Below are 22,812 nucleotides of genomic sequence, written 5' to 3'. Positions count from 1 at the left end.
GGTCTCCAAAGCTCCGGTTTTCCTAATGCGTTGTGGGATAGCGCAGTTGTGCTGGCGTTGCACCTCGCGCACAGCGGCACTAGTACTAGGTTTGACAAAAGGAAAGCTGTCGATCCGATGGGCCGTTTTCCTTCCTTCGCGCCCCGCCTGGCGGCCCTATAAACGCAGGCTGCACTGCGTGAGCAGCTTCACCCTACGGAACCGTAGCTTATGGGGTGGGGAGGACTACACTGGGGCCTATGAGTAAATATGGCAAGAAAAACGTTGGTGAAGAAGACCGCAAGGTTCGTTATGGGGTCGCTGGCGTCCTGGCTCTCGCCGGCCTCGCTGTGAAGGGAAAGGGGGCCAAGGCAGGCCTGCTCGGTGCCGCAGCTGGCATCGGCGCCACGGCCTATGTGGGTAGCTGCCCGCTCTACAGTTTCCTCGGCGTCAACTCCGCCGCCTAGCCCGCGGTAGTGTCGCCGCACACCCTGCGCGGCCCCACCTGCTCTGTACGGGATCCCTACAGATCCATGAGAGAGCGAATCTCCTCGGGGAGTTCTTCCTGGGAGGTGATGGTGGGGCCGTCGTAGTTGCGCAGAATCTCATACACCCGTCCCCGCGCCGCGCTATCGAGCAGCGGCAACTCCTCGGCCATGAGACGAGTCATGAACCCATCCAGCGGCAGCTGCGTATGCTCCGCCGCGATATAGGTTTCCTTCTTCGGATCGACGGGCTTCTTCTTTTTAAACAGATCAAATAGCGCCATGCCCCCATCGTAGAGGCTGGCGCCAAACGACCAGCACCGGACGTTAGTCGGCGTCCTCGGCGCCCTCGTCGTTGTCCTTATCTGCTGCGCTTCGTTCCTGCGCGGCTCTGGCTGCCTGCAGCACCTTGTTGACGGCATCGGTGTCTATCTCGCCATTTTCCACTTTGATGAGCCCAATGAGTTCACGTGCCATGTCAGTGCCTCCTCGTCCCTGAACACGCGGATATCTCCGTAGTGTATGTCCTGCCCTGCGCCCCGACAAGGGTCCATACCCGCGTGCGTGGGTGGCGACTAAGCTAAACGACTATGACATCTCCACAGCCCCACGACACCCCCGTGTTCACCTACACCCTCGACGACACCCTCGTGGGTCGACTCGCCCCCGCCGTGGCCACCGCCGTGTCCGTGGCCATGCCGGAGTATGTGCCCTGTCGCCTCGCCCGCGGCGTGCTCACGACCGCGCTCTTCACCAGCGCTTTCGGGGTGAGCGTGTGGGCCACCACCCAGGACGATAACCCCGATAATGACCCCGAGGTGGCCCTCGCCAAGATCCGCGCCACCCTCGATGCCGACGATCAACGCCCCGTCGACAGCCCCCGCGGTTTTTGGACCAAGGCCGCGCTCGCTGGCGCCGGCCTCTGGGCGGGATTCAAGGCCCAGAGCGCGCTTATCGACGCCTCCTCCGCGGCCCTGAGCGCCGCTGGCGTATCCAAACCCCGCACCTATATTGGCTTCGGCCTCGGTGCTGCCGTCTACGCCCTCGGCGAGGCCACGCAGCGCGCTGAGCTCGCCGCACAGGAAGGAAAGTAAGCGCCATGCTTGCAGTGACCGACCGCCCCGATGAGCAGCACCACGTGATCTGGCACGTGGACGATGACTTCGACACCGCCACCGGTGTGACCGCAGGCGCCTGGATCCTCGGCGGCGATTATCCCGTGGGTCGCGAGCGCGAAAAGGACCTACTGCAGGTTGATGCCGTGCTGGATTCCCGCGAGGCGATTAGCGCCCTCGTCGAGCGCATGCGCACCGCCGCCGAGGAGCTCAAAGCCTCCACCAAGAACCTGCGCCTGCCGGCGATCACGGATCCCGACTGGGAATCCTATGAGGACGCCTTCAGTGGCGAGCCCATCGCCCGCGAGTGTTGGGTGCGGGTGCGGGCCGTGGTGGATCTCATCGAGGTCTGGCACGGCATGGAGCGTGCGAGGTTGCGTCGTAAAGCATTAAAGGACGCCGACCCCAACTACCGCCCGCTGCCTGCGGGCTAGGCGCTCGCCCTGCGAGGCTGCCAGGCTTGGTTTAGATTAGCCCGTGTGAACCAGTCCCATCCCAGCTTCGAGGTCGACGATTACGACTACGCGCTGCTCTACCACGTGGAAGAACCCGCCTCTGGGGCGTGGCGGCGCATCCGTGTTCCCGCCGGCATCCCCATGGATCGCTTCGCCCGCATCATGCGCGTGGTACTGGACCAGCAAGAAGCCGGTGACTACTGCTTTTTCACTCCCACCGCCACCATCAAACCGGGCGCGAAAACCAGCACTGAACTGGATCAATGGGCGGCCGAGGCCATCACCCTGGGCTCCCTCGGCGAGGAGAGCTTCCGCTTCCGCTTCAACGATCACCTATCGGTGAATCTGCGGCTGATCACCACCCTCAGCGGCATCTGCGGCTCCGACACGCAATGCATCGACGGCGAAGGACGGCTGGACGAGCCGGAATTTTCCGTGGACGTGATCAACCGTGAACTGGACTCCGAACGCTGGGTGGAGGCCACGCTCAGCCGAGCGAAAAGCTCACTGAAGGACGTAATCAACCGCGCTGGGCTCTGGGAGGCCACCCAGCTGGTGGCGCTCGGCATGGACACCCGGCAGCGCGCCACCGCAGCGGAGCGGCACAGCCTGCTCGAACCGCTGGTGCACTATATCCACGACCGTCACGACACCATCCCCGGCGATCCTCTGCTGCGGGCGTTGGGTTTAGCCGATGGCGAGGGCGGGCTCACCGCCGCGGGCCGGCACGCACTCAGCGACCCCGCGGCCCTGTGGGTGCAGCTAACCCGAACCTTGCCGGTTGAGCGGGAAGTGGTGAGCAACGACGCCGCCTGGCTGCTGCTGCTCAGCTATATTGCCGGGATGCCGCGCGGCACCACCGAGGCCTTCGTGATGCAAGGCATGGTGTGGGCCGGCCACCGCGGGATCGACTCCACCGTGTTAGTCACCGATGACATCCGCTCCCTGGCCTCGCGCACGCTCTCGGTACTGGAGATGCTCGGGATTATCGCCAACGATCTGCTCGTGGTGGGCGGGCCGCTGCACAATGCGCGCATCGACCTGCTGCGCGCAATCATCACTGACTAAAGCGCTCGTGGGGCAGAACTTAGGCCCAGGGGTGCTAGTATCCCCCACGTGGATGCGAACTCGACCAAGCCCGAATACACCGGACCGCTGCCCTCCGTGGAGGGCCTCGACGCCGGCGCGATGGCGTCCAAGGATAAGTCGCTGCACGTGCAGGCCTTCAAGTTCATCGTCTCCGGTGGTCTATCGGCCGTGGTGGACCTCGGCCTGACCTATCTGCTGCACATCGTCTTTGGCGTGGACAAAAACCTCGGGCGTCTCGTGGGATTCATCTTTGGCACGCTCACCGCCTACATGATCAACCGCCGCTGGACCTTCCAAGCCGAGCCTTCGGCCAAGCGCTTTAGCGCGGTGGCGATTCTCTACACCATCACCGCAGTGGTGAACCTCGGCTTCTTCGCCGTGGGCTACAACATCTTCTATGACTGGGGCTGGGGCGAGCGGCTGTCTACCGTGGCGGCCTTCGTGATCGCCCAAGGCACCGCCACCGTGATCAACTTCATCGTGCAGCGCCTGTGGATCTTCAAAGTGCGCTAGCGGCTGGTTAGGGGCGCTCGAAGCGCTCTCGGCGGCCCTGCTGGTGCAGCTTGAACCACTCGAGGAAACCACGCGGATCCTTGCGCTGCACCAAAAAGAACCATCCGAAGCGGGCATATTCCTGCGGTAGGAGCTTGCGCATACCGGGCTGATTCATCAGATAGCCGCGATTGCGATAGGTGAAAAAGCGCTTGCCCTCATTATCCGGGTATTGGGTGTGCATGCGCCCGCCCAAGATCGGCTTAAACTCCTCCGAACCATCGGGGTGCAGATAGGCCGTCTGCAAGCAGGTTCCGAAGCGCAGGCCCGAGCGCGCCAAGCGGCGATGATATTCCACCTCGTCGCCGCGGATGAACAGCCGCAGATCCGGCACACCGATGCGCTCGGTAGCGGTCCGCGACATCAGCGCCCCATTAAACAGCGATGCGATGTTCTCGAGTAGCTCCTCCTCTCCCAACTCCGAGCGGTAGCGCCGCCACTCCACTCCGCGGCGCAGCGGGAAGGCGAGCTTATCGGGCTGCTGCAGGTTGCACACCACAGGGGAGACCTCGTCGAGCCCGTGAGCCTCGGCGCAGCGCACCAAGGTGGCGAGCACCTCGGTATCCTCTGGGCGGCCATCATCATCCGCGCACCAGATAGCATCCACGCCGAGGGCAAGGGCCGTGAGGAAGCCATAGGCGAAACCGCCCGCACCCCCAAGGTTGGTGCGGCTCGGCAGATAGACGCCACGCTCTCCGGCAACCTCCTCTACCAGCTGCCGTACCGCGTCTTCGGCGCCATTATCGACCACAATGATGTGCTCGACCGGGTGAGTCTGGGTGGCCACAATCTCGAGCGAGTGGCGCAGCAACTCAGCGCGGTGGTGGGTGACGATAACAGCGGCAATGGAATCCGTAGTGTGCAGCGGCATAGCTTTTATCTTCTCATACCGCAGCAGCGGCGTCGGCTGTGCTCGAGGCGAGCGCGCGTGCTAGTTGTGCTCCTCGGGTTCATCGATATGAGCAAGCAGGCGACGCACATGATCGGCCGCGCCCTTGCCCTCATAGGCCTCCACCACATCCGGTACCGTGCCGGCCTGCTTGATCGTGCCATGATCAATCCACAGTGCCGTATCGCAGAGCTGGGCCAAAAAGTCATTCGAGTGAGAGGCAAACACCAAGATGCCGGAGCGCTGCACCAACTCCTGGAGGCGCTTGCGCGCCTTCGCCATAAACTCCGCATCCACCGCGCCGATGCCCTCATCCAGCAGCAGAATCTCCGGCTCGATAGAGGTGACCACACCCAGTGCGAGGCGGATACGCATACCGGTGGAGTAGGTGCGCAGCGGCATGGCCAAATAATCGCCAAGATCGGTGAAATCGGCGATCTCATCCATCTTCTTTTTCATCTGCTGGCGCGTCTGGCCCAAGAACAAGCCGCGAATGATGATGTTCTCGTAGCCGGAGATCTCCGGATCCATGCCCACGCCCAAATCAAAGACGGGCGCCACCCGGCCGCGCACATGAGCCGAGCCACGGGTGGGCTCATAGATCCCAGAGAGCAGCCGCAGCAGCGTGGACTTACCCGCGCCATTGTGGCCTACCAAGCCGACGCGGTCGCCCTCCTGCAGATGCAGATTGATATCGCGCAGCGCCTCCACGACCACCACATTGGAGTCATTCTTGCCAATGATGCCGCCGGCAGCGCCCAGCGCCGCCTTCTTGAGCGAGCGGGTTTTGGCGTCGAAGATCGGGAAATCAACGCAAGCATTGTAGGTATCGATAGAGACCATGGGATCGTTGTGCACCTTTATGTGGAAGTGAAAGTGGAGGGCGGCGTCGATAAGCGAAAAGCACTACACCCAATAGCTGACGCGATAGCGCCACGTGCGCATCGCCAGCAGCGCCAGAATCAGACCGGCAGCGGTGAAGCCCAGCACCACCCACCAGTGATAAACCGGCAGCGGCGCGCCGATCAAGGGAGCGCGAATAACCTCCATGTAGTGATACAGCGGATTCAACTCAGCCAGCCGGGCACGGCCCTCAACCTGGCCGCCCTGATCCTTCAGAGTTTGGGTGGTCCACACAATCGGCGTCACATAAAACAGCAGCTGGGTCAAAGCCTCCAGCAGCGGAGAAATATCGCGGAAACGGGTGGACACAATGCCAAAGAACATAGCCACCCACACGCCGTTGAGCAGCAAGAGCACCATCGCGGGGATAGCCAGCAGCAGCTCCCAGCCCAAACTGCGCGGGAAAATCAGAATCAGAATCACCCAAATAACCAAGTTATGGGCCAAAAACAGAGTCTGCTTCCACACCAAGCGATACACATGCACCGATAGCGCCGAGGGCAACTGCTTAATCAAACCCTCATTGGCGATGAACACCTCCGAGCCCTCGCGGATACAGCCCGAGATGAAGTTCCACATGATCAACCCCACCGTCACATGCGGCAGGAACTCCGCCAAAGGAATGCGGAAGAGAACCGAATAGAGCAGACCCAAAGCGAGGGCCATCACGCCCGTAGCGATCGTGATCCACAGCGGGCCCAGCACCGAGCGGCGATAGCGCTGCTTAATGTCCTGCCAGCCGAGCTGTAGCCATAGCTCGTGCTGCTGTGCGCCCCGCACCAAATCCGACCACGCGGCCGCGAACGTCTGGGAACGCGAAGGCGGCGCCGTGGTCTCGTCCGTGCGGGTAATCCGCTCGATCGTGGCCTCTAAGTTGCGTGATTGGCTGTCTGACACAGTAAATAACCCTATAGGTTCAGCCGCTAAAAGTGGACTAGACCGGCGGCGGGGTGGCGCGCATGGGGTGTGCTAGCTGGGGCGCAGTGCGCCGACGTGCACGGTGCGACGTGGGGTTGCATTGGGGCATCCAAGGTGCGACGCACGTGGTCCCTGCGACGCAGGAGACAGGCGAGCGAAGCACTGCGGTGGGGTTAGAGTGAGCATTCTGTGAGCTAGATGCTTGCCTTGCAGGAAACCTTAGGGCGGTGGGTAAGCTGTGTACTACCGTTGGTAAGGCTGTACGCAGCGACACCAGCGGCCGGCGTGCCGTGCAATCCGGCGGGGTACCACGAGAAGTAAAGGAGCGTTCAACACACGATGGTCTTCGATGCCCCACGTGTACGTGGACTCTACGTCTCGTTGAGTGATGGTTGGATCTATCTCAACGCCCCGCAGACCCAAATACCGGAAAAGGTCTACGCCGGCCTCTCCAATGCTTTCCGCACCAGTCGCAGTATGATGCGCCCCGAGCCCACTACTGGGCACCATTCGCGTAGCTATAGTGTGGGGCGCACCGGGGCGCAGGATACCGAGGATGCGGCACGTCGAGCCGTTGCTGACCTTTTGGGTACCCGCGCCGACTGCGTGGTTCTAGGCCCCAACCGCCAAGACCTCCTCATCGCGCTGGCGCGCTCTATTTCCTCGCGGCTGCGTCGCTCCGATGTAGTGCTCAGTCCAGACCCGCTCTTCGAGCCCTTTGCTCGCGAGGCCAGCAACACCATCTACGCCCAATACGATCTCACGCTCGGCTCCATTCCCGCCGAACAGTTCAGTGAGCTCGTCACGGGCGCCACCCGCCTGGTGGCGCTGCCCGCGGCCGATGGCCTGCTGGGCGTGGTGCACGATATCACCAGCATCGCCGAGGCCACCCACAGTCGCGCCCGCGCCTGGGTGCTGGCCGATCTCAGCGATGTGGTGCCCTATCGCTTGAGCTCTATGGATGAGCTCGGCATCGACATCGCAGTACTGGACATTTCCGGCATGGGCGGCCCCGATGTCTCCGCCCTCGTGTTCCGCTCCGCAAGCATGCTGGGCCGGTTGCAGCGGCCGCTGGAATTTCCCGCCGTCTCCCCAGGGCTACTCGGCGGTGTGCCGCCGATCATCGACCACTACGCAGACCTCAACGAAAACGCCAGCGGTAACCGCCGGCGTCGCCTTGAAATGGCCTTCGAGGACATGTCCAGCCACCTGAGCAAGGTGTATCATCACCTGCTCGAATCACTTACCCTGCACGGGGTGCATATCGTGGGCGTATCCGGTGATGCCACCGACCTCGGGGCCCTGGACCTAGATCGTATTCCGCGCATCTCCGTGGTGCTGCCGGATGTTCCTGCCGCCACCGTGCAGGAGCGGCTCGCCTCCAATGGCATTGCCACCGTGCTCCCGCCCGCCTCGCCGCTGCTGGACGAGATGGGCGTCACCGACGCCGGCGGTGCAGTGACCATCGGGTTGGCACCCTATAACTCCGAATACGATATCGACCAACTCGCCCGGGTGCTGGCCTCGCTGGCATAGCCGCGCCGCTGTTGTTACCAGCCTCGCTGGCGTCATATAAGAAGCCTTCAGGGCAGAACTCACCGCCGCGCAGCCGAGTTTCTTCTCGTCGCTGCGCGGCGGTGTTGTGTATATGCGGCGGCAGCCATGCCCGCCGCGGTGCACTTCGGGTAGGGCTTTGGCTGCGCCGGCGGGGGAGGGGTGCTCTTAGGAGATCTCGAGGATGATCTTTCCGGTCATCTCGCCCTTGGCCATGATTCGGTGCGCCTCCGCGGCCTCAGTAATCGGCAGCACGGTGGAGATCTGGTGGCTGATCTCGCCGGATTCCAGCAGCGGCCACACACCCTGCTGGGTTTGGCGCACGATCTCTGCCTTGTCCTCGATGGAACGATTACGCAGGGTGGTGGCGGCGAGAGTGCCGCGCTTCGAGAGCAGCCGGCCCACATTCAGCTCGCCCTTGGGGCCACCGATCAAACCAATGATGGTCACCGTGCCATCCATGGCCAGCGCCTTCACATTGGAATCCAAGTAGGAGCCGCCGACCACATCGAGGATCACATTGCACTTATTGCGCATGACCTCGGCGAAGTCCTGCTCCTTATAGTTAATAGCCACATCGGCGCCCAGCTGAGTCATCAGCTCCACCTTCTCGGCGGAACCGGCCGTACCCGCCACCGTGCAGCCCAAGGCTTTGCCGAGCTGAATAGCGAAGGTGCCGATGCCGCCGCCACCGCCATGCACCAGCAGCGTTTGGCCCTTCTCTAGGTGGGCGGTCATCACAATATTGGACCACACCGTGGTGGCTACCTCCACGATGGACGCGGCCTCGGTGAAGCTCCAGCCGTCAGGGACGGGCAGCAGCTGGCCCGCCGGCACCGCGGCGTATTCGGCATAGCCGCCGCCCGCGAGCAGGGCACACACCTTATCGCCCACTGCGTAGTCGCTATCGCCCGGATCGGCCACCACGCCCGCAATCTCGAGGCCGAGGATCTCGGAGGCACCCTCCGGCGGCGGATAGGCGCCAGCGCGCTGCGCCAGATCGGCACGATTGACGCCCGCGGCCTTGACCTCCACCAACACTTCGCCCGCGGCGAGGCTGGGGCGCTCTACCTCATCCCACACCAGATCCGGGCGCTTGGGGTTATCGGATTCAACGAGAGTGATAGCTTTCATTGTGTCGTTCTTTGTGTGTTCAGTCATAGCCTCCACAGTAGGTGAACGCGGGGCGAATCGGCTAGGATGACTGGAGTCTGTGGCCCACCCGCCCCTGCGAGTGCGGTCCACGCAGGCAGGGAGGCGTGGCAGAGCGGCCGAATGCACTCGCCTTGAAAGCGAGCGACCCGTGAAACGGTCCGGGGGTTCAAATCCCTCCGCCTCCGCATATATAGATGTAGCGCGACACTGGTTATTTTCAGTGCCGCGCTACATTTTTTTGCTGGTACAGGCTGCGCCATGGGGGCGGCGCAGCGGCCTAAGCGGCCTAGGAAGCTAGAGTCCCAGCTCCCGCCACACGCTCAGCAGACGATCCATCTCCGCGGCGTTGGTCACGGTCACGCGCAGCCCCTCTGGGAAGGCGCGCACCAGCACATCCTTATCTGCTAGTGCCGACGCCACCTCGAGCGCATCAGCGCGCGGAACCCACACAAAGTTCGCCTCGGAGGGCACCGCCTGCAGCTCTTGGCACACCCGCTGCCGCTGCTCCACCACCTCATCGGTGCGCTGCAGCAGCTGCGCGGACTCGGCCAACGAGGCACTCGCGGCGGCCTGGGCCACGGCATTCACGCCGAAGGGAATGGCCACCTTGTTCAGCGCCTCGATGATCTCAGGGGCGCCGAAGGCATAACCAATGCGCATGGCGGCCAAGCCATAGGCCTTCGAGAAGGTGCGCAGGGCGACGAGGTTCGGGTACTCGTGGATCGCCGTGTGCCCGATGGGGGTGTCTGTGGCGCGCATGTACTCGAAGTAGGCCTCATCGAGGGCCACGATCACATCCCGCGGCACGGCCTGCATGAACTCAGCAAACTCGGCGGCGGTGATAGTGGTGCCGGTGGGGTTATTCGGATTGCACACGAATACCAGGCGGGTGGCGTCGGTGATTGCCGCAGCCATGGTGGGCAGGTCGAGGCGATGATCCTCAGTCAGCGGCACCGGCACGCCGGTGGCGTTGGCCACCTGGGCGAAGATGGGATAGGCCTCGAAGGAGCGCCACGGGAACACCACCTCTTCGCCGCGATCGCAGGCGATCTGCACCAGCTGCTGGCACAGCGCGGAGGAGCCGCAGCCCACGGCCACCTGATCTACCGTCAGGCCGAGGTGAGCGGCGAGCTGCTCTCGGATATCCAGTGCTGCCATGTCTGGATAGCGGTTCGCCTGGGAGGTGGCCTGCTCCATGGCGGTGAGCACGGCCGGCAGCGGGCCACTCGCCACTTCATTACTGGATAGCTTGAGGGCGTGCGGGTTGCGCTTGCCCGGAACATAGGTCGGCAAAGAAGCAAGATCAGGGCGAATCATGGTGCCTAACACTAGCACTCGTCGCCTCTCACCCACGGTTTTTGCGCCCCCACAAATGATTGCTATTATGGCCTGAGCGCATTGCGTATGCGCGTGGAGACGTGCCAGAGCGGCCGAATGGGGCTCACTGCTAATGAGTTGCCCTCTTAACGGAGGGCCGGAGGTTCAAATCCTCTCGTCTCCGCTCTCACCTCTCTTCGGAGGGTGTGAGAATGCGCCCGTAGCTCAACGGATAGAGCATCTGACTACGGATCAGAAGGTTAGGGGTTCGAATCCCTTCGGGCGCACCACAGATAACCCCAGTTCATCGCCATGATGAGCTGGGGTTATCGCATGTGTGGGCTCTGTTCCACCGCCAGGGATCCCGCGCCCCACAGCAGGCGATGTCCATGGAAAGCCCGCCCGTTGTGCTTAGCGCCGTCGGGGTTGAGCGCCTGGCTCTGAGCGTCGATACGCTCCCCGAACTCGCCCCCACAACAGCCATGCATGTAATACAGTTCACAATCATGAAGGATAAGCAGTGGCTTCGGGTCGCGCTTCCCGTGTTCGGGGTGGCGTGGGGAGGAAATGGCTTCACGCCGATGCTGGTGTACTACCGCGGGCAGGGTGTGCTGGCCGCCGTGGTCGTGGACCTCATGCTGGTGTATTACGCCATCGGCGTGGCGATTGGGCTGTTGGCCACCGGCTCACTCTCGGATCGCTATGGTCGGCGGGCGTTGATGCTGCCCGCCCCCATCGTGGCGCTGCTGGGTTCTGCGCTCATTGCCAGCGGCGAGCACACCGCCTGGCTCATGGGGCTCGGGCGTTTCTGCGCTGGTACTGCCGTGGGCATGGCCATGACCGCGGGTGGCAGCTGGATCAAAGAGCTCTCCTCTCCGCGCTTCGATCCCAGCGCCGCGCCCTCCTCGGGGGCGATGCGCGTGGCGATGTCGCTCAGCGCCGGCTTCGGCCTGGGCGCGGGCGCCTCTGGGTTGATCGGGCAGTGGGCGCCGCTGCCGGGGCAGCTGCCCTTCGTCTTTCATATCCTGCTCACTCTCGCCTTCCAGCCGCTGCTCTTCGGGGTGCAGGAAACCCGCCAATCCCCGCGTCTTGGACTCGGCAATTATGGCCGCAGCGGCATATTTCCCCTGCGCGCCGTGTTCAGCTTCCGCTTCATCTTCCTCGCCGCGGCCGTGGCGCCCTGGGTATTCGGCACCGCCTTTGTGGGCAACGCCATTCTGCCGCAGCGCTTCCAACCTGAGATGGAGCATCCCATTGCTCTGACCGGCATGTTCATCACCATCGTGCTCATCACCGGCTTCGTGGTGCAGCGCGGCATGCCGCTGGTGCCGGCCCACTTGCGCCCCGCGCTCAGCTTGGGCGCCGTGGTGCTGTCGATGAGCACCGCGGTGTATGTGGTGGAGCACCTGAGCTTGGTGTGGGTCACCTGTGCCTGCGTGCTGCTGGGTATCTCCTATGGCTCCTGCATGTACACCGGCCTGTCTGAGACGATCGAGGTCGCCGCACCCAATGAGCTGGGAAGTCTCTCCGGCGTGTACTACTCGCTCACCTATACCGGCATGATTTTCCCCGCGGTGCTGACAGCGCTCTCGGGCCGTTTCGGGTATCCGCAGATGCTCGGCTTCGGCGCTGCAGTGGCGGTGGTGCTGCTCCTGCTCGCCGTGTGGGCCTCGCGCCGAGTCTATGGCGCTGGGCGGGGGTAGCGAGCGTGGGTACGTAATCGTAGGTTAGCGCGCGAAGGGGAACATCTTCGCCTTAGAGTGGGCGGTGAGTGCGGGGTAGTGCTGTGCTTATCGACGCCTCCCTCCAGCCAGGTCCCGCCTGATCGTGAGTGAACAACCTCTAAGGAGATGAGATGACACTACGCCAGAGTCTCTGCGTGCTTGCCGCCGGATCGCTGCTACTTGCTGGATGCTCCTCCGGCTCCTCGGACCGCTCCGGCTCCGAATCCACCGCCGATACCACCCCTTCCGAGACCGCCACGGTGGATGCCGCCGGCCTCGATGTGCAGGCGCATCGCGGCGGTAGGGGAGAACACACCGAGGAATCCCTCACGGCGTTTTCCCACGCCCTTGATCTCGGGGTGGATACCCTCGAGCTGGACATCGTGATGAGCGCCGACGGGGTGCCCATGGTGTGGCACGATCCGCGCATCGAGGACACAAAGTGCGCCGATACCGCCCCTGCCACCGCCGACGATGAGCGCTTTCCCTATGTGGGCGCGCTTGTCCACGAGCTCAGCTACGCCCAGCTCGAGACGCTACGCTGCGATAAGACGCTGGAGGATTTCCCAGACGCCACCCCGGCCACGGACAATAGGATCGCCCAGCTCTCCGAGGTATTCGCGCTAGCCAAGGAGAAGAACCCCGAGGTCAGCTACAATATCGAGACCAAGATCGAGGCCGAGAATCCCGCCGAGTCCGCCCCGCCACGGGAGTTCGTGGACGCTATTCTCGCCGCCGCTGATGAGACAGGGCTGCGAGAGAAGATCACCATTCAGAGTTTTGACTGGTCCAGCCTCGAGATCGTGCAGGATATCGCCCCCGAAGTGCCCACGGTGGCGCTCTACGATGAGACCACCTGGACCGAGAACTCCCCCTGGCTGGGATCGGTGAGCTACGAGGACACAGACGGCGATGTGCTGGCCGCGGTGCAGCAGCTCGGGGCCGATGTGGTGAGCCCGGGTTATGCGGTGCCCTATGGGGCCACGGCTGGGGACGAAGACTACCACCCCGTGGCCACCGCCGAGTATGTGAAGCGCGCCCATGACCTGGGACTGAAGGTGATCCCGTGGACGGTTAACGATGAGCCCACGATGCGCGATCAGATCGAGGCTGGGGTAGATGGGATCATCACCGACTATCCCACGCTATTGGTGCAGGTGGCTCAAGATTATGGCTGGAAGCCGCAGCACAACTAAGAGCCCCACATCTTTTACCCACACCCCTGTTGCCGCTGGTGCGCAGGGGTTTCCTTATCGCTACCCCCACATGTGCGGATGCCTCGTTGTGTCTTTGTCCACATTCCATACTCATCTGACGTTATAACCAGATACACTTTGGGATGTATCACAGCCCTCGGGTGTCACTGATTCGATCAGGCATCACCGCGCACTGGATACTCCCATAGTGACGATCACCGCCGACCAGCCACTGCTGCTGGATCGGTGAGATTCACGACGTGGGAGTTGATCCCCTTGACACACCGGAGGTGAGCAAGCATGACAGAGCTTCGTATAGCTCGTGTGCTGAGCAATAACGCCGTGGTGGTGCGCGATTCCGAGGGCCCAGCCCCCCAGTCCAAAGTGATTGTGGGGAAAGGACTTGGCTTCGGCGCATCCATCGGAGACACCATGTCTCGCGCTGAGGTCACTGCCGCAGAAAATCGGCAAGAATATGTGGAGCTCACCGCGGAGCAGGAAGAAATCCTCACCAGCCTCGGCCGTATCAACGCCGCCCAGCTGGCTGTTATTAGTGCCGCCATAGACTTAGCCGTGGATGTGCTGGGGGAATTGCATCCCTCAATCTATGTGATTCTCACCGAGCATCTCTCGGCAGCAGTTGAACGCGTCGATCGTGGCGAGCTCATTGAAAACACCCTCGTCAACGAGATCAAAGCGGTATTCCCCGAGGCCTTTTCCGCCGCGGAAGTAGTGGTGCACTACCTCAACGCCAACCTCGACACCCGAGATCTGCCGCTTGATGAAGCCGCGTTTATCACCCTCCACCTCACCGCCGCCCGCACTGGCGACACCGTGAAAAAACCCTTGGCCACGGCCAATGCCATTTCTCGGGCGGAGCAGCTCATTCACCGGCGGCTCCACATCGCCGAGGCGGGCGCGGGCGGTGCGGTGAGCGTCGATAAGCGCGACGCAGCAGATGATTCCTTGCCTATTCGGCTCCGTTATCTCCTCACACGACTGCGGGAGCAGAACTATCGCAGCAATGCCCTTGCCAGCACTATTTCTCGGCAATTACCGGAGGAATGGGAACTGGCCGAGGACGTGATACGGGACCTTGCGGGCACGGACACCTTAGATAAAAAACTTCGCGGAGAGACCGCTTTTCTCGCGGTGTATCTGCACGGATACGCACAAGAAAACACAACTATTTCCATACAAGAAGGGGTGAGTGCAGGTCATGAATAAAGTAATGACTTCACTACAGCGTCTGGGCAAGGCCCTCATGGGCGCTGTGGCCGTCCTGCCAGTGGCGGCAATTCTCATGGGTATCGGTTATTGGATCGATCCCACCGGGTGGGGCGCTGATAACGCCTTCGCCTCCATCCTCATCTCCTCCGGTAGTGCCATTCTGGACAACCTGGGCCTGATCTTCGCCATCGCTATTGCTTTTGGCTTGGCCAAGGACTCCAATGGTGCTGCGGCGCTCTCCGGCTTCATCGGCTTCGCTACGCTCACGAAGCTGCTGGGCGAGGACGCCGTGGCCGGCTACCGTGGCATCGGCGATCCCGAGGAACTCACCGGCCAGGCCGCCCGCGACTGGGCTGCTGAGGGCTGGGCTGCCGTGGGCAGCAAGAACGTGCTCTTCGGCATCGTCATCGGTGTGCTAGCCGCCTGGGTGTACAACCGATTCAGCGGGGTGAAGCTGCCCGACTTCCTGGCCTTCTTCTCTGGCCGTCGCCTGGTGCCGATTCTCACCTCCTTCTTCTCGATCATTCTCTCCGGCATCTTCTACTTCGTGTGGCCGGTGATCTACGGAGTGCTCTTCAACTTCGGTACCTGGATTCAGGGCCTCGGCGCCGGCGGCGCGGGCGTGTACGGCTTCTTCAACCGTCTGCTCATTCCCACCGGTCTGCACCACGCGCTGAACTCCATCTTCTGGTTCGATGTGATCGGCATTAATGACATCGGCAAGTTCCAGGGTGGCGCATCCACCATCGCGGACGCTTCTGCAGCCACCGACGCCGCCACCTGCCCCGGTATCTGGGACGGCAGCACCTGTGAGGTCGTGGGCGTGATCGGCCAATACCAGGCCGGCTTCTTCCCGATCATGATGTTCGGTCTGCCCGGTGCCGCACTGGCCATCTACCTGCGCGCCGAGAGCAAGCGCCGCAAGGTTATCGGCTCGCTGATGCTGGCTGGCGCCCTGGCCGCCTTCTTCACCGGTGTGACCGAGCCGCTCGAGTTCTCCTTCATGTTCGTCGCCCCGGTGCTCTACGTGGTGCACGCCCTGCTCACCGGTATCTCCCTGGCGATTGCCGCTACCTTCCACTGGACCGCAGGCTTCGGCTTCTCCGCCGGTTTCGTGGACATGGTGCTCTCTGCCCGCAACCCGCTGGCAAACCAGTGGTGGATGCTGCTGCTACTCGGCGTGGTCTACTTCGCTCTGTACTTCGTGATCTTCTACTTCCTCATCGGCGCCTTCAACATGTCCACCCCGGGCCGCGGTAAGGACGCCGAGGTAGACAGCGACGAAGACGAGGACGCTGGCGATGATGACACCCGTGCCACCGCCGCGAAGATCATCACCGCTCTCGGTGGGGCTGAGAACATCGACTCCCTCGATTACTGCGCCACCCGCCTGCGCGTGGTGGTCAAAGATGGCAGCAAGTTCGACGAGCCCAAGCTGCCGCAGAACAAGGTACTCGGTGTGATCAAGCCCTCCAAGAACTCGGTGCAGATCATCATCGGCCCCCAGGTGCAGTTCGTCTACGACGAAGTAGTGCGCCAAACCCCGAGCAGCGTCAGCGCCACCGGGGAAGCTGAGGAATAACCTGTCCATGTCACCTGCGCAGCAGGTCATGGGATGAGTGAGGCCGCGGTGTGTGCCGTGGCCTCACCACGGGATTAGACTCGCTCGTGACGTGCGGGGCCGTGTTCCCGCACAGGACGAGTAGAAGAATAAAAGGAGAAACAATGTTCGGATTCGGCAAGAAAACCAAGGTCCACGCTCCCTGCGAGGGTGAGGTATGCGCCATGTCCGAGGTAGATGACCCCGTATTCGCTGATGGCATGATGGGTCAAGGATTCGCGCTCAAGCCCGTCGGCGGAGTACTCGAGGTAACCGCACCTATCGACGGCACCCTCGTGACGGTCTTTCCCACCGGCCACGCCTTCGCCCTCAAGAGCGATAAGGGCCTCGAAGTGCTCGTGCACGTGGGCATTGACACCGTGAACATGAAGGGCCGCGGCTTCGAGCGCCTCGTGGAAAAGGGCCAGAGCGTGAGCCAAGGAACCCCGATCGTGCGGGTGGACTTTAGCGAGATCGAGAAGGAAGGCCTCTCCACGATCATCCCCGTGGTGTTCACTAACAAGAAGCAAGTCAAGGACGCAGAGGTACACACGGCACAGGCCGCCACCCCGGCCGATGTGGCCTGCGAGGTGTCCATGAACTAGGGCATGGTCCCCGCGCGCCCGTGCCACCTCCAGTGGAGGATGGGGCCGGACGTCGCCTGCGCTATGCAGCAGCGGCGGCCGGCCCTTTTTCTTTAATGAACCGTCTGACATTCACAGCAGGTGACATACGGACAGTACCCATCCTTTTAGGGGTAATCCTCTCAGGTTCTGTGGGCATTTCGGGCGAAATAACTCATAACAACCCTCTTGAGAACTACTCTAAGTAGGGTAAGTATTTCCTTTCGCAGAAAATGCTTCATAGAAGCTGCCTTGCGCCGCCCTCGGCCCCATTGACATGGGGAAGTGCGAGGACGGACATCACCGCAGAGAGCCCATGAGGTGTTGGCGAGCGGCTTCACGCCCGTTTTTCTTCACTCACACATGGAAAGCTGGTACCGCTGTGTCTACCCCAGTTACTCACGAGTCGAGCGCCCACGCACCGGCAGCCGACGCCGAGGCTCCCCCCGCCTCAGCATGGCGCCGCCAGGCCTTCGGCCTCATTTTGGGCGTCGTGCTTGCGCTAATCGTTTATTATCTCTTCCCGGAATCCGCGGCCGATACCGTGAACAAGGCCTATCCGGACACCGAGGAGCCCTACACCTACCAGGCGCTCCGCACGACCGCTGCTGGTGCCGTGCTCATGGGTGCATGGTGGATGACGGAAGCCATCCCGCTGGCCGCCACCGCTTTGGTGCCGCTCGCGCTGTTCCCCCTGGCGCAGCTGGTGGACTTCGGTGATGTCTCCGGCCAATACGGCAACCCCACCATCTTCCTGTTTATGGGTGGATTCATCCTGGCGCTCGGCATGCAGCGCTGGAATTTGCACCGGCGCCTCGCGCTCAGCGTGGTGCTGCTGGTGGGCACCAAGCCCAAGCAGCTCATCGCCGGCTTCATGATCGCCACCGGCTTCCTCTCCATGTGGGTGTCCAATACCGCCACCGCCGTGGTGATGTTGCCCATCGGTGTATCCGTGCTGGCGCTTACCGCCGAACAGGTCGGCGGCCAAGACAAGCAGAAGAAGTTCGCGACGGCGCTGATGCTCGCCATCGCCTACTCGGCTTCGATTGGTTCCTTGGGCACCATCATCGGCACCCCGCCGAACGCTCTGCTGGTCGGCTACATGTCCGATAACCACGACGTGCACATCGGCTTCGGGCAGTGGATGATGGTCGGCGTGCCGCTGGCCGCCGTGTTCTCGGCCATCGCTTGGTTCGTGCTCATCAGCGTGTTCAAGCCGGAGATCAAGGACATTCCCGGCGGGCGTGAGCTGATCCGTGACGAGATCAAAGCCATGGGCCCGATGTGCCGCGGCGAAAAGTATGTGGGCCTGATCTTCCTGCTGACCGCCCTGTCCTGGATCTTCATCCCCATCATCATCCGCATCAGCGGCTCCGCGCTCAACATTGCCGACGCCGCCATCGGCATGACCGCAGCGCTTCTACTGTTCATCATCCCCGCCAATGCAAAAACCGGCGTGCGCCTCATCGACTGGGAGACCGCCAAGGAACTCCCCTGGGATGTGCTGCTGCTCTTCGGCGGTGGCCTCGCACTGTCCAAGATGTTCTCCGTCTCCGGACTGTCGCTGTGGATTGGTGAGCTCGCCCGCGGCCTCGATGTGCTGCCCACCATCCTGTTCATCTTCGTCATTGCCGCCGTGGTGCTCATCCTCACCGAGTTCACCTCGAACACCGCTACCGCTGCGGCCTTCCTGCCCATCCTGGGCGGTGTGGCCGTGGGTATCGGCCTCACCAGCCTCGGCGGCGAAGAGAACGTCCTGCTGCTCACCATCCCGGTGGCACTGGCCGCCACCTGTGCCTTCATGCTGCCGGTGGCGACCCCGCCGAACGCTATCGCCTTCGGTTCCGGCTATGTGCGCATCGGCGAGATGGTCAAGGGTGGTATCGGGCTGAACATCATTGGTCTCTTCCTGATCACCGCCACCGTGTATCTCCTCGCGGTGCCCGTGTTCAACCTCGTGCTGCCCTAGCTAGCGGGGATAGTCCACGGCTGCGGCTGCACAGCGTTGGATGCCCCGTGCAGCGCGCCCATTAGCCAGAAAGAAACCGGCAAAAAGCCTCATGAGCAGGTAACTTGCCGGTTTCTTTGCTGGGAGTGTAATGTATTTTCTCGTTGCACAGCACCGAGAGAAATCTCTGTGACGTGGATTGCGCCCGTAGCTCAACGGATAGAGCATCTGACTACGGATCAGAAGGTTAGGGGTTCGAATCCCTTCGGGCGCACCAACGGAAACCCAGTTCATCCACTTGATGGACTGGGTTTTCTGGCGTTTCAGGGCGGTCGCGGGTGAGCGCATCGCGGGCCCGGCGGGCCCACAGTGTCCTATGGGCCCCGCCATGGCCGCTAGTCCTCGCTCGGCAGCGGTGCGGGGGCCTCGAGCAGCTCGATGCGGGCACCGAGGTTTTCGGCATGAATGAGCTGCTGCACCCAAGCGGCGCTACCCGGCTGGACGCGCAGCACTGGGCGGGAACTAATCTGCGTGGAGTTATTCGGGGAGGAATTGCTGCGCGCCTCAAAGCGGACGCGGGAGCGATACCCGAAATCCACTAGCTCGCCAATATTCGGCGCGGAGGTGGTGAGATGCGTGCGGGCGTCGTTAAGCAACTCCAGCGCCTCATCCAAGGCGGTGAGTACCGCCTCGTGGTTGGTCTCGCACATGGCGCGCACCAGCGAGGGCGCCGAGCTGGCCACACGGGTGCCATCGCGGAAGGAGCCGGCGGCCAGCGATAGGGCGAGCGGGCCGCCATTATCGCCGACCACGGCGAGGGCCTCGGCGAGTAGGTGGGGCACATGCGAGATGCGTGCCACCGCGGAATCGTGGTGATCGCTCCGCGCCGGGATCACCTCCGCCCCCACCTTGCTGGCCATGCGCACGCAATCCACCCACAGCCGCAGCCAATCCTCATCCACAGCCTCGGGGTGCTCTGCTGCGTAGTCGAAGGTAATCACCCACGCGGCCCCCTTGAAGAGGTCATCGAGGGCGGCCGACCAGCCGGAATCGGCGGTCCCAGCCATGGGGTGCCCGCCGACATAGCGGCCCTCCATGCCGCGGGCGCGCACCTCGGCGAGTACCGCCGATTTCACACTCACCACATCGGTGATGCCGCAGGACGGGGCATAGCTGGCGATGGCATCGAGCATGGTGCCGATCGCCGGCATCGGCACCGCCAACACAATCAAGGCGCCTTCCTGTTCCGCGCGCTCAAGAGTGGGCTCGAGCTGCGAGGAGACGTCATAGCCCTCATCTTGGGCCGTAGACACGGCGGAGGGGGAGCGGTTAAAGCCAAAGCAGGCGTGGCCGGCGCGGTGCAGATCGCGCAGCAAGGAGCCGCCAATCAGCCCGAGCCCGAGAATGCAGACGGGACGAGAAATGTTATGCGGGATCATCCGACAAGTGTGGCACAAAACGACTACGGTTACGTGGTATGAGTGCCGATCGCGTCGACTTTTCTGTGGTGGTTACCCTCAACAACGGCCAATGGCAGGTGCAGCGCTACAAAGATGACTTTGAAAGCCTAGACACCTCCATCGCCGCCGTGCGCAGCCTCCGCGCGGAAGGCCCAGCCTTCGCCCTGCTGTGCAGCGAGGATGATTATTTCATCATCGTCCGGCCCACTCCGTCGCGAGTGTTCGCCCTGCTGTCCGACGCCACCTACGCCCTCGACGATGACCTTGCCGAGGACGTGCTCAATGAGCTCGGCATCGACCTGCCTGATCTGGACGAGGACGAGCTCGATGACGTCGACCCATGGGCCGAAGGCGACTTCACCATTTTGGAGGATGTCGGCCTGTCCGAGCAGGTGATGGACGTGATCCTCGACGATGATGAGCTCTGGCCCTCCGAAGCGGTGATGAAGATCGCAGAAGAGCTCGGTTTCGAGGAACAACTCGCCGATGCCACCGGCCTCGAGCTCTCCTAAGGGCGTGCTGCCCGAGCCGCAGTACCTTGAGCAGGCCCGCGCGCTCATGCGCCGCGCCCTCGCGGTGGCAGCGGATACACCCGCCGGGGACGTACCCGTGGGTGCGGTGATTGTCGATCCGCGGGGCCGCGAGGTGGCGCGGGCAACGAATCGTCGAGAAGCCGATGCCGATCCCACTGCCCACGCCGAGGTGCTCGCTATCCGCGCCGCCGTACAGCAGCTCGGCGATGGCTGGCGGCTCGAGGACTGCACCCTCGTCGTCACTCTTGAGCCCTGTGCCATGTGCGCCGGCGCGGCCATCGGCGCCAGGGTGGGGCGCATTATCTTCGGGGCCTATGAGCCCAAAACCGGGGCCTGCGGATCCGTCTATGACATCCCTTTAGATCCGCTCACCGTGCACCATCCGGAGCTTATTGGCGGCGTCTTGCGAGAAGAATGCGAGGGGCTTATGCAGGGGTTTTTCCGTAACCTACGCAGTGGTGGGTAACAATTGGGTCTCAAAAGCAACCCGACGTGGCGCGGAGGGGGTTTCACACCTATTGTCGGTGATTGATAAACGTTCACCGACGGAAGGAGACTCTATGTCTGATTTTGAAAACGCAAAGGACGACCTCGTAGGCAAGGCCAAGGAAGGCTTCGGCGAGGCTACCGGCAACGATGATGTCAAGAACGAGGGCAAGGCCGATCAGGTCAAGTCCGAGGTCAAGGACAAGGTTGAGGAAGCCGGCGAGGCCATCAAGGACAAGGCCAACGAGGTTTTCGGTAAGTTCAAGAACTAAAAAGATCGCACCGGCGCCACTGAATCAGTAGCGCCATGATGATCAGCTAGATCCGCTGCGCGCGGCCACTGCACAACGGTGCTGCGCCAGCGGATTTGGTGTATCTACGCACCCGCCCGTAACCTATTACGCGGTGGCGTGTCCGAGCGGCCGAAGGTGCTCGCCTCGAAAGCGAGTGTAGGGTAATCCCCTACCGAGGGTTCAAATCCCTCCGCCACCGCCAGCTGTCCCCCTACCTGTTATTTCAGGGTAGGGGGACTTTTCTATGTGAGGATTAGTTGTAGAATCCTTGCTTTTGCCTATGTCGCGCTCACACGCGTCTCAGATCGCTAGGCAAGGTCAGGCACCAGTACCTTCATTGGTTCGCTTTATCGCGAATCTATGTAATGCAGCGTACGTAGGGGCAGCCCACGGCTTGGGGCCTGCCCAGTAGCTGCGACGAAGTGCCTCTCCTGATCGTGTACCAGGTTCTCGACGGCCATCCACGTCCTAGATCGCATTGCTGCGTGAATAGTTGGTGGCATCGGTGGCCCTTGTGGTTAGACGTATGAGAGTCGGATTATTTCTCCGTAGGGTCTTGTACCTCTCTGGTCGCTGTACCCATGATAATCTCGTCGATTTCTTCTGCCGTATACAGAGTCGGCGTGGATGGTTCCCAAATGGCTTCATGTGGGGCTGGAAGCTTGAGCGTGCCCTCCTTTCGCGCCCGTTGGATGGTCCGCAGGAGCTCAATAACGGGTTCGTTTCCCTTGTTCAGCACAGCTACCAGATGTACATAGGCGCGCTGCGACTTGAGCAGGCTTGCTTGGCGCTCGGGGTCGGAGTGGATTAAAAGCCCGTAGGTGATGTCGTACATGATGTCCTCGGGCCTTCGAGTCGACGGATCAACGTCTACCGCTGACAACTCGATATACTCCCGGTACTCGTGCTGCTTCCTTTTCAAGTTGGATCTGAGCGTGTGCTCGCTACCTGGCAACTCCTTCAACATGGATTCGATGACAGCTCCAATGCGGACCGCGTCGTCTCCGCCGTAGAACTTTCTGAGCAGGGCAAAAAGCATCGAAACCTCATGGAATTCTTTGGTGTTCATACCAGCCGGAAATTTGATCGAGGACTCTTTGGGAAACATAGTCTCGTACCAAGATTCCAAGTGCGCAGCGTGCCATTCGAATAGCAAGATGCGGTCAATGTCGCTGATTGGGGAACGTGTTGGTTTGCAGCTCATGTTTGTGAATCTAGCTGGTTGAGGTGTGTGGTTGCGGCGGAGCGCTGTGGGGGGGGCTTCCATTGAAGGCTGAGGGGAGGTTGGGGAGGGGGTCCACTTCGAGC

The 22,812-nt window shown here is 62.1% G+C and carries 24 protein-coding genes and 5 tRNA genes; 20 read left to right on the top strand and 9 right to left on the bottom strand.

What is annotated here, in order from left to right:
* Positions 1-239 precede the first annotated feature (239 nt).
* On the top strand, positions 240-446 hold the full coding sequence (locus tag GBB14_RS07010) for a DUF2892 domain-containing protein (protein ID WP_151530380.1): 207 nt from the start codon (positions 240-242) through the stop codon (positions 444-446).
* A 56-nt stretch (positions 447-502) separates the two neighbouring features.
* Here the strand turns inward: GBB14_RS07010 and GBB14_RS07005 are convergent, their stop codons facing one another.
* On the bottom strand, positions 503-748 hold the full coding sequence (locus GBB14_RS07005) for a hypothetical protein (protein ID WP_151530381.1): 246 nt from the start codon (positions 746-748) through the stop codon (positions 503-505).
* 43 nt (positions 749-791) lie between these two features.
* Positions 792-941: a hypothetical protein gene (locus tag GBB14_RS10615; protein ID WP_192796172.1), complete on the bottom strand. Its 150-nt coding sequence runs from the start codon at positions 939-941 to the stop codon at positions 792-794.
* A gap of 113 nt (positions 942-1,054) precedes the next feature.
* Here GBB14_RS10615 and GBB14_RS07000 point away from each other — a divergent pair, with 113 nt between their 5' ends.
* The 4 genes from GBB14_RS07000 to GBB14_RS06985 all read left to right on the top strand — a co-directional run bounded on the left by GBB14_RS07000 (position 1,055) and on the right by GBB14_RS06985 (position 3,636).
* Entirely contained in the window at positions 1,055-1,558 is a 504-nt protein-coding gene (locus GBB14_RS07000; protein WP_151530382.1) for a hypothetical protein, read from the top strand.
* 5 nt (positions 1,559-1,563) lie between these two features.
* A complete protein-coding gene (locus GBB14_RS06995; protein ID WP_151530383.1) occupies positions 1,564-2,013 on the top strand; it encodes a hypothetical protein in 450 nt (149 codons plus the stop codon).
* 45 nt (positions 2,014-2,058) lie between these two features.
* Positions 2,059-3,102, top strand: a complete 1,044-nt coding sequence (locus GBB14_RS06990; RefSeq protein ID WP_151530384.1) for a hypothetical protein — start codon at positions 2,059-2,061, stop codon at positions 3,100-3,102.
* A 120-nt stretch (positions 3,103-3,222) separates the two neighbouring features.
* A complete protein-coding gene (locus tag GBB14_RS06985; protein ID WP_151530414.1) occupies positions 3,223-3,636 on the top strand; it encodes a GtrA family protein in 414 nt (137 codons plus the stop codon).
* A 7-nt stretch (positions 3,637-3,643) separates the two neighbouring features.
* Here GBB14_RS06985 and GBB14_RS06980 read toward each other — a convergent pair whose 3' ends face one another.
* The 3 genes from GBB14_RS06980 to GBB14_RS06970 form a co-directional block, all read right to left on the bottom strand.
* Positions 3,644-4,546, bottom strand: a complete 903-nt coding sequence (locus GBB14_RS06980; protein WP_151530385.1) for a glycosyltransferase — start codon at positions 4,544-4,546, stop codon at positions 3,644-3,646.
* Between the two features lie 60 nt (positions 4,547-4,606).
* Entirely contained in the window at positions 4,607-5,407 is an 801-nt protein-coding gene (locus tag GBB14_RS06975) for an ABC transporter ATP-binding protein (protein ID WP_151530386.1), read from the bottom strand.
* 63 nt (positions 5,408-5,470) lie between these two features.
* Positions 5,471-6,364 (bottom strand): ABC transporter permease, encoded by an 894-nt coding sequence (locus tag GBB14_RS06970; RefSeq protein WP_151530387.1) that lies wholly within the window; start codon positions 6,362-6,364, stop codon positions 5,471-5,473.
* 360 nt (positions 6,365-6,724) lie between these two features.
* Here GBB14_RS06970 and GBB14_RS06965 point away from each other — a divergent pair, with 360 nt between their 5' ends.
* Positions 6,725-7,921 (top strand): aminotransferase class V-fold PLP-dependent enzyme, encoded by a 1,197-nt coding sequence (locus GBB14_RS06965; protein WP_151530388.1) that lies wholly within the window; start codon positions 6,725-6,727, stop codon positions 7,919-7,921.
* Between the two features lie 186 nt (positions 7,922-8,107).
* On the opposite strand, the gene GBB14_RS06960 is transcribed toward GBB14_RS06965, so the two are convergent.
* On the bottom strand, positions 8,108-9,073 hold the full coding sequence (locus GBB14_RS06960) for an NAD(P)H-quinone oxidoreductase (protein WP_151530415.1): 966 nt from the start codon (positions 9,071-9,073) through the stop codon (positions 8,108-8,110).
* A 119-nt stretch (positions 9,074-9,192) separates the two neighbouring features.
* Here GBB14_RS06960 and GBB14_RS06955 point away from each other — a divergent pair.
* Positions 9,193-9,279 (top strand) — tRNA-Ser (locus GBB14_RS06955).
* Between the two features lie 109 nt (positions 9,280-9,388).
* Here GBB14_RS06955 and hisC read toward each other — a convergent pair.
* Positions 9,389-10,411: a histidinol-phosphate transaminase gene (gene hisC / locus GBB14_RS06950; RefSeq protein ID WP_151530389.1), complete on the bottom strand. Its 1,023-nt coding sequence runs from the start codon at positions 10,409-10,411 to the stop codon at positions 9,389-9,391.
* A gap of 95 nt (positions 10,412-10,506) precedes the next feature.
* On the opposite strand from hisC, the gene GBB14_RS06945 reads away from it, so the two are divergent.
* From GBB14_RS06945 to GBB14_RS06905, 9 genes are all read left to right on the top strand, one after another.
* Positions 10,507-10,595, top strand: a tRNA-Ser gene (locus tag GBB14_RS06945).
* Between the two features lie 30 nt (positions 10,596-10,625).
* A tRNA-Arg gene (locus tag GBB14_RS06940) sits at positions 10,626-10,701 on the top strand.
* Between the two features lie 216 nt (positions 10,702-10,917).
* A complete protein-coding gene (locus GBB14_RS06935; RefSeq protein WP_225976629.1) occupies positions 10,918-12,114 on the top strand; it encodes an MFS transporter in 1,197 nt (398 codons plus the stop codon).
* Between the two features lie 152 nt (positions 12,115-12,266).
* Positions 12,267-13,331: a glycerophosphodiester phosphodiesterase family protein gene (locus GBB14_RS06930; RefSeq protein WP_151530390.1), complete on the top strand. Its 1,065-nt coding sequence runs from the start codon at positions 12,267-12,269 to the stop codon at positions 13,329-13,331.
* A gap of 300 nt (positions 13,332-13,631) precedes the next feature.
* Positions 13,632-14,558 (top strand): PRD domain-containing protein, encoded by a 927-nt coding sequence (locus GBB14_RS06925; RefSeq protein WP_151530391.1) that lies wholly within the window; start codon positions 13,632-13,634, stop codon positions 14,556-14,558.
* Positions 14,551-16,143: an N-acetylglucosamine-specific PTS transporter subunit IIBC gene (gene nagE / locus GBB14_RS06920; protein WP_151530392.1), complete on the top strand. Its 1,593-nt coding sequence runs from the start codon at positions 14,551-14,553 to the stop codon at positions 16,141-16,143. Before GBB14_RS06925 ends, nagE begins: the two co-directional genes overlap by 8 nt.
* A 143-nt stretch (positions 16,144-16,286) precedes the next feature.
* Positions 16,287-16,766: a PTS glucose transporter subunit IIA gene (locus GBB14_RS06915; protein WP_151530393.1), complete on the top strand. Its 480-nt coding sequence runs from the start codon at positions 16,287-16,289 to the stop codon at positions 16,764-16,766.
* Between the two features lie 400 nt (positions 16,767-17,166).
* Positions 17,167-18,753, top strand: coding sequence for a DASS family sodium-coupled anion symporter (locus GBB14_RS06910; protein ID WP_151530394.1), 1,587 nt, complete (start codon positions 17,167-17,169; stop codon positions 18,751-18,753).
* Positions 18,754-18,933: 180 nt separating this feature from the next.
* Positions 18,934-19,009 (top strand) — tRNA-Arg (locus tag GBB14_RS06905).
* 118 nt (positions 19,010-19,127) lie between these two features.
* Here the strand turns inward: GBB14_RS06905 and GBB14_RS06900 are convergent.
* On the bottom strand, positions 19,128-20,171 hold the full coding sequence (locus tag GBB14_RS06900) for a prephenate dehydrogenase (protein ID WP_151530395.1): 1,044 nt from the start codon (positions 20,169-20,171) through the stop codon (positions 19,128-19,130).
* Between the two features lie 38 nt (positions 20,172-20,209).
* Here GBB14_RS06900 and GBB14_RS06895 point away from each other — a divergent pair, with 38 nt between their 5' ends.
* The 4 genes from GBB14_RS06895 to GBB14_RS06880 all read left to right on the top strand — a co-directional run bounded on the left by GBB14_RS06895 (position 20,210) and on the right by GBB14_RS06880 (position 21,706).
* On the top strand, positions 20,210-20,704 hold the full coding sequence (locus tag GBB14_RS06895) for a tRNA adenosine deaminase-associated protein (RefSeq protein WP_151530396.1): 495 nt from the start codon (positions 20,210-20,212) through the stop codon (positions 20,702-20,704).
* Positions 20,679-21,191: a nucleoside deaminase gene (locus tag GBB14_RS06890; RefSeq protein WP_151530397.1), complete on the top strand. Its 513-nt coding sequence runs from the start codon at positions 20,679-20,681 to the stop codon at positions 21,189-21,191. The genes GBB14_RS06895 and GBB14_RS06890 overlap by 26 nt, the downstream gene beginning before the upstream one ends.
* Before the next feature lie 94 nt (positions 21,192-21,285).
* Positions 21,286-21,483, top strand: coding sequence for a CsbD family protein (locus GBB14_RS06885; protein ID WP_151530398.1), 198 nt, complete (start codon positions 21,286-21,288; stop codon positions 21,481-21,483).
* Positions 21,484-21,615: 132 nt separating this feature from the next.
* Positions 21,616-21,706 (top strand) — tRNA-Ser (locus GBB14_RS06880).
* Positions 21,707-22,042: 336 nt separating this feature from the next.
* Here the strand turns inward: GBB14_RS06880 and GBB14_RS06875 are convergent.
* Entirely contained in the window at positions 22,043-22,708 is a 666-nt protein-coding gene (locus GBB14_RS06875; protein ID WP_151550528.1) for a hypothetical protein, read from the bottom strand.
* Between the last annotated feature and the right edge of the window lie 104 nt (positions 22,709-22,812).

Origin of the sequence: Corynebacterium sp. 51B (assembly GCF_008930785.1) — a bacterium.
Taxonomy (GTDB): domain Bacteria; phylum Actinomycetota; class Actinomycetes; order Mycobacteriales; family Mycobacteriaceae; genus Corynebacterium; species Corynebacterium megadyptis.
The sequence above is the reverse complement of the archived record's forward strand: the minus strand, read 5'-3'. Positions and strand labels throughout refer to the sequence as shown.

Coding starts and splice junctions, on each gene's coding strand:
- GBB14_RS07010 (WP_151530380.1), top strand. CDS start 240: ATGAGTAAATATGGCAAGAAAAACGTTGGTGAAGAAGACCGCAAGGTT.
- GBB14_RS07005 (WP_151530381.1), bottom strand. CDS start 748: ATGGCGCTATTTGATCTGTTTAAAAAGAAGAAGCCCGTCGATCCGAAG.
- GBB14_RS10615 (WP_192796172.1), bottom strand. CDS start 941: ATGGCACGTGAACTCATTGGGCTCATCAAAGTGGAAAATGGCGAGATA.
- GBB14_RS07000 (WP_151530382.1), top strand. CDS start 1,055: ATGACATCTCCACAGCCCCACGACACCCCCGTGTTCACCTACACCCTC.
- GBB14_RS06995 (WP_151530383.1), top strand. CDS start 1,564: ATGCTTGCAGTGACCGACCGCCCCGATGAGCAGCACCACGTGATCTGG.
- GBB14_RS06985 (WP_151530414.1), top strand. CDS start 3,223: ATGGCGTCCAAGGATAAGTCGCTGCACGTGCAGGCCTTCAAGTTCATC.
- GBB14_RS06980 (WP_151530385.1), bottom strand. CDS start 4,546: ATGCCGCTGCACACTACGGATTCCATTGCCGCTGTTATCGTCACCCAC.
- GBB14_RS06975 (WP_151530386.1), bottom strand. CDS start 5,407: ATGGTCTCTATCGATACCTACAATGCTTGCGTTGATTTCCCGATCTTC.
- GBB14_RS06965 (WP_151530388.1), top strand. CDS start 6,725: ATGGTCTTCGATGCCCCACGTGTACGTGGACTCTACGTCTCGTTGAGT.
- GBB14_RS06960 (WP_151530415.1), bottom strand. CDS start 9,073: ATGAAAGCTATCACTCTCGTTGAATCCGATAACCCCAAGCGCCCGGAT.
- hisC (WP_151530389.1), bottom strand. CDS start 10,411: ATGATTCGCCCTGATCTTGCTTCTTTGCCGACCTATGTTCCGGGCAAG.
- GBB14_RS06935 (WP_225976629.1), top strand. CDS start 10,918: ATGAAGGATAAGCAGTGGCTTCGGGTCGCGCTTCCCGTGTTCGGGGTG.
- GBB14_RS06930 (WP_151530390.1), top strand. CDS start 12,267: ATGACACTACGCCAGAGTCTCTGCGTGCTTGCCGCCGGATCGCTGCTA.
- GBB14_RS06925 (WP_151530391.1), top strand. CDS start 13,632: ATGACAGAGCTTCGTATAGCTCGTGTGCTGAGCAATAACGCCGTGGTG.
- nagE (WP_151530392.1), top strand. CDS start 14,551: ATGAATAAAGTAATGACTTCACTACAGCGTCTGGGCAAGGCCCTCATG.
- GBB14_RS06915 (WP_151530393.1), top strand. CDS start 16,287: ATGTTCGGATTCGGCAAGAAAACCAAGGTCCACGCTCCCTGCGAGGGT.
- GBB14_RS06900 (WP_151530395.1), bottom strand. CDS start 20,171: ATGATCCCGCATAACATTTCTCGTCCCGTCTGCATTCTCGGGCTCGGG.
- GBB14_RS06895 (WP_151530396.1), top strand. CDS start 20,210: ATGAGTGCCGATCGCGTCGACTTTTCTGTGGTGGTTACCCTCAACAAC.
- GBB14_RS06890 (WP_151530397.1), top strand. CDS start 20,679: ATGCCACCGGCCTCGAGCTCTCCTAAGGGCGTGCTGCCCGAGCCGCAG.
- GBB14_RS06885 (WP_151530398.1), top strand. CDS start 21,286: ATGTCTGATTTTGAAAACGCAAAGGACGACCTCGTAGGCAAGGCCAAG.
- GBB14_RS06875 (WP_151550528.1), bottom strand. CDS start 22,708: ATGAGCTGCAAACCAACACGTTCCCCAATCAGCGACATTGACCGCATC.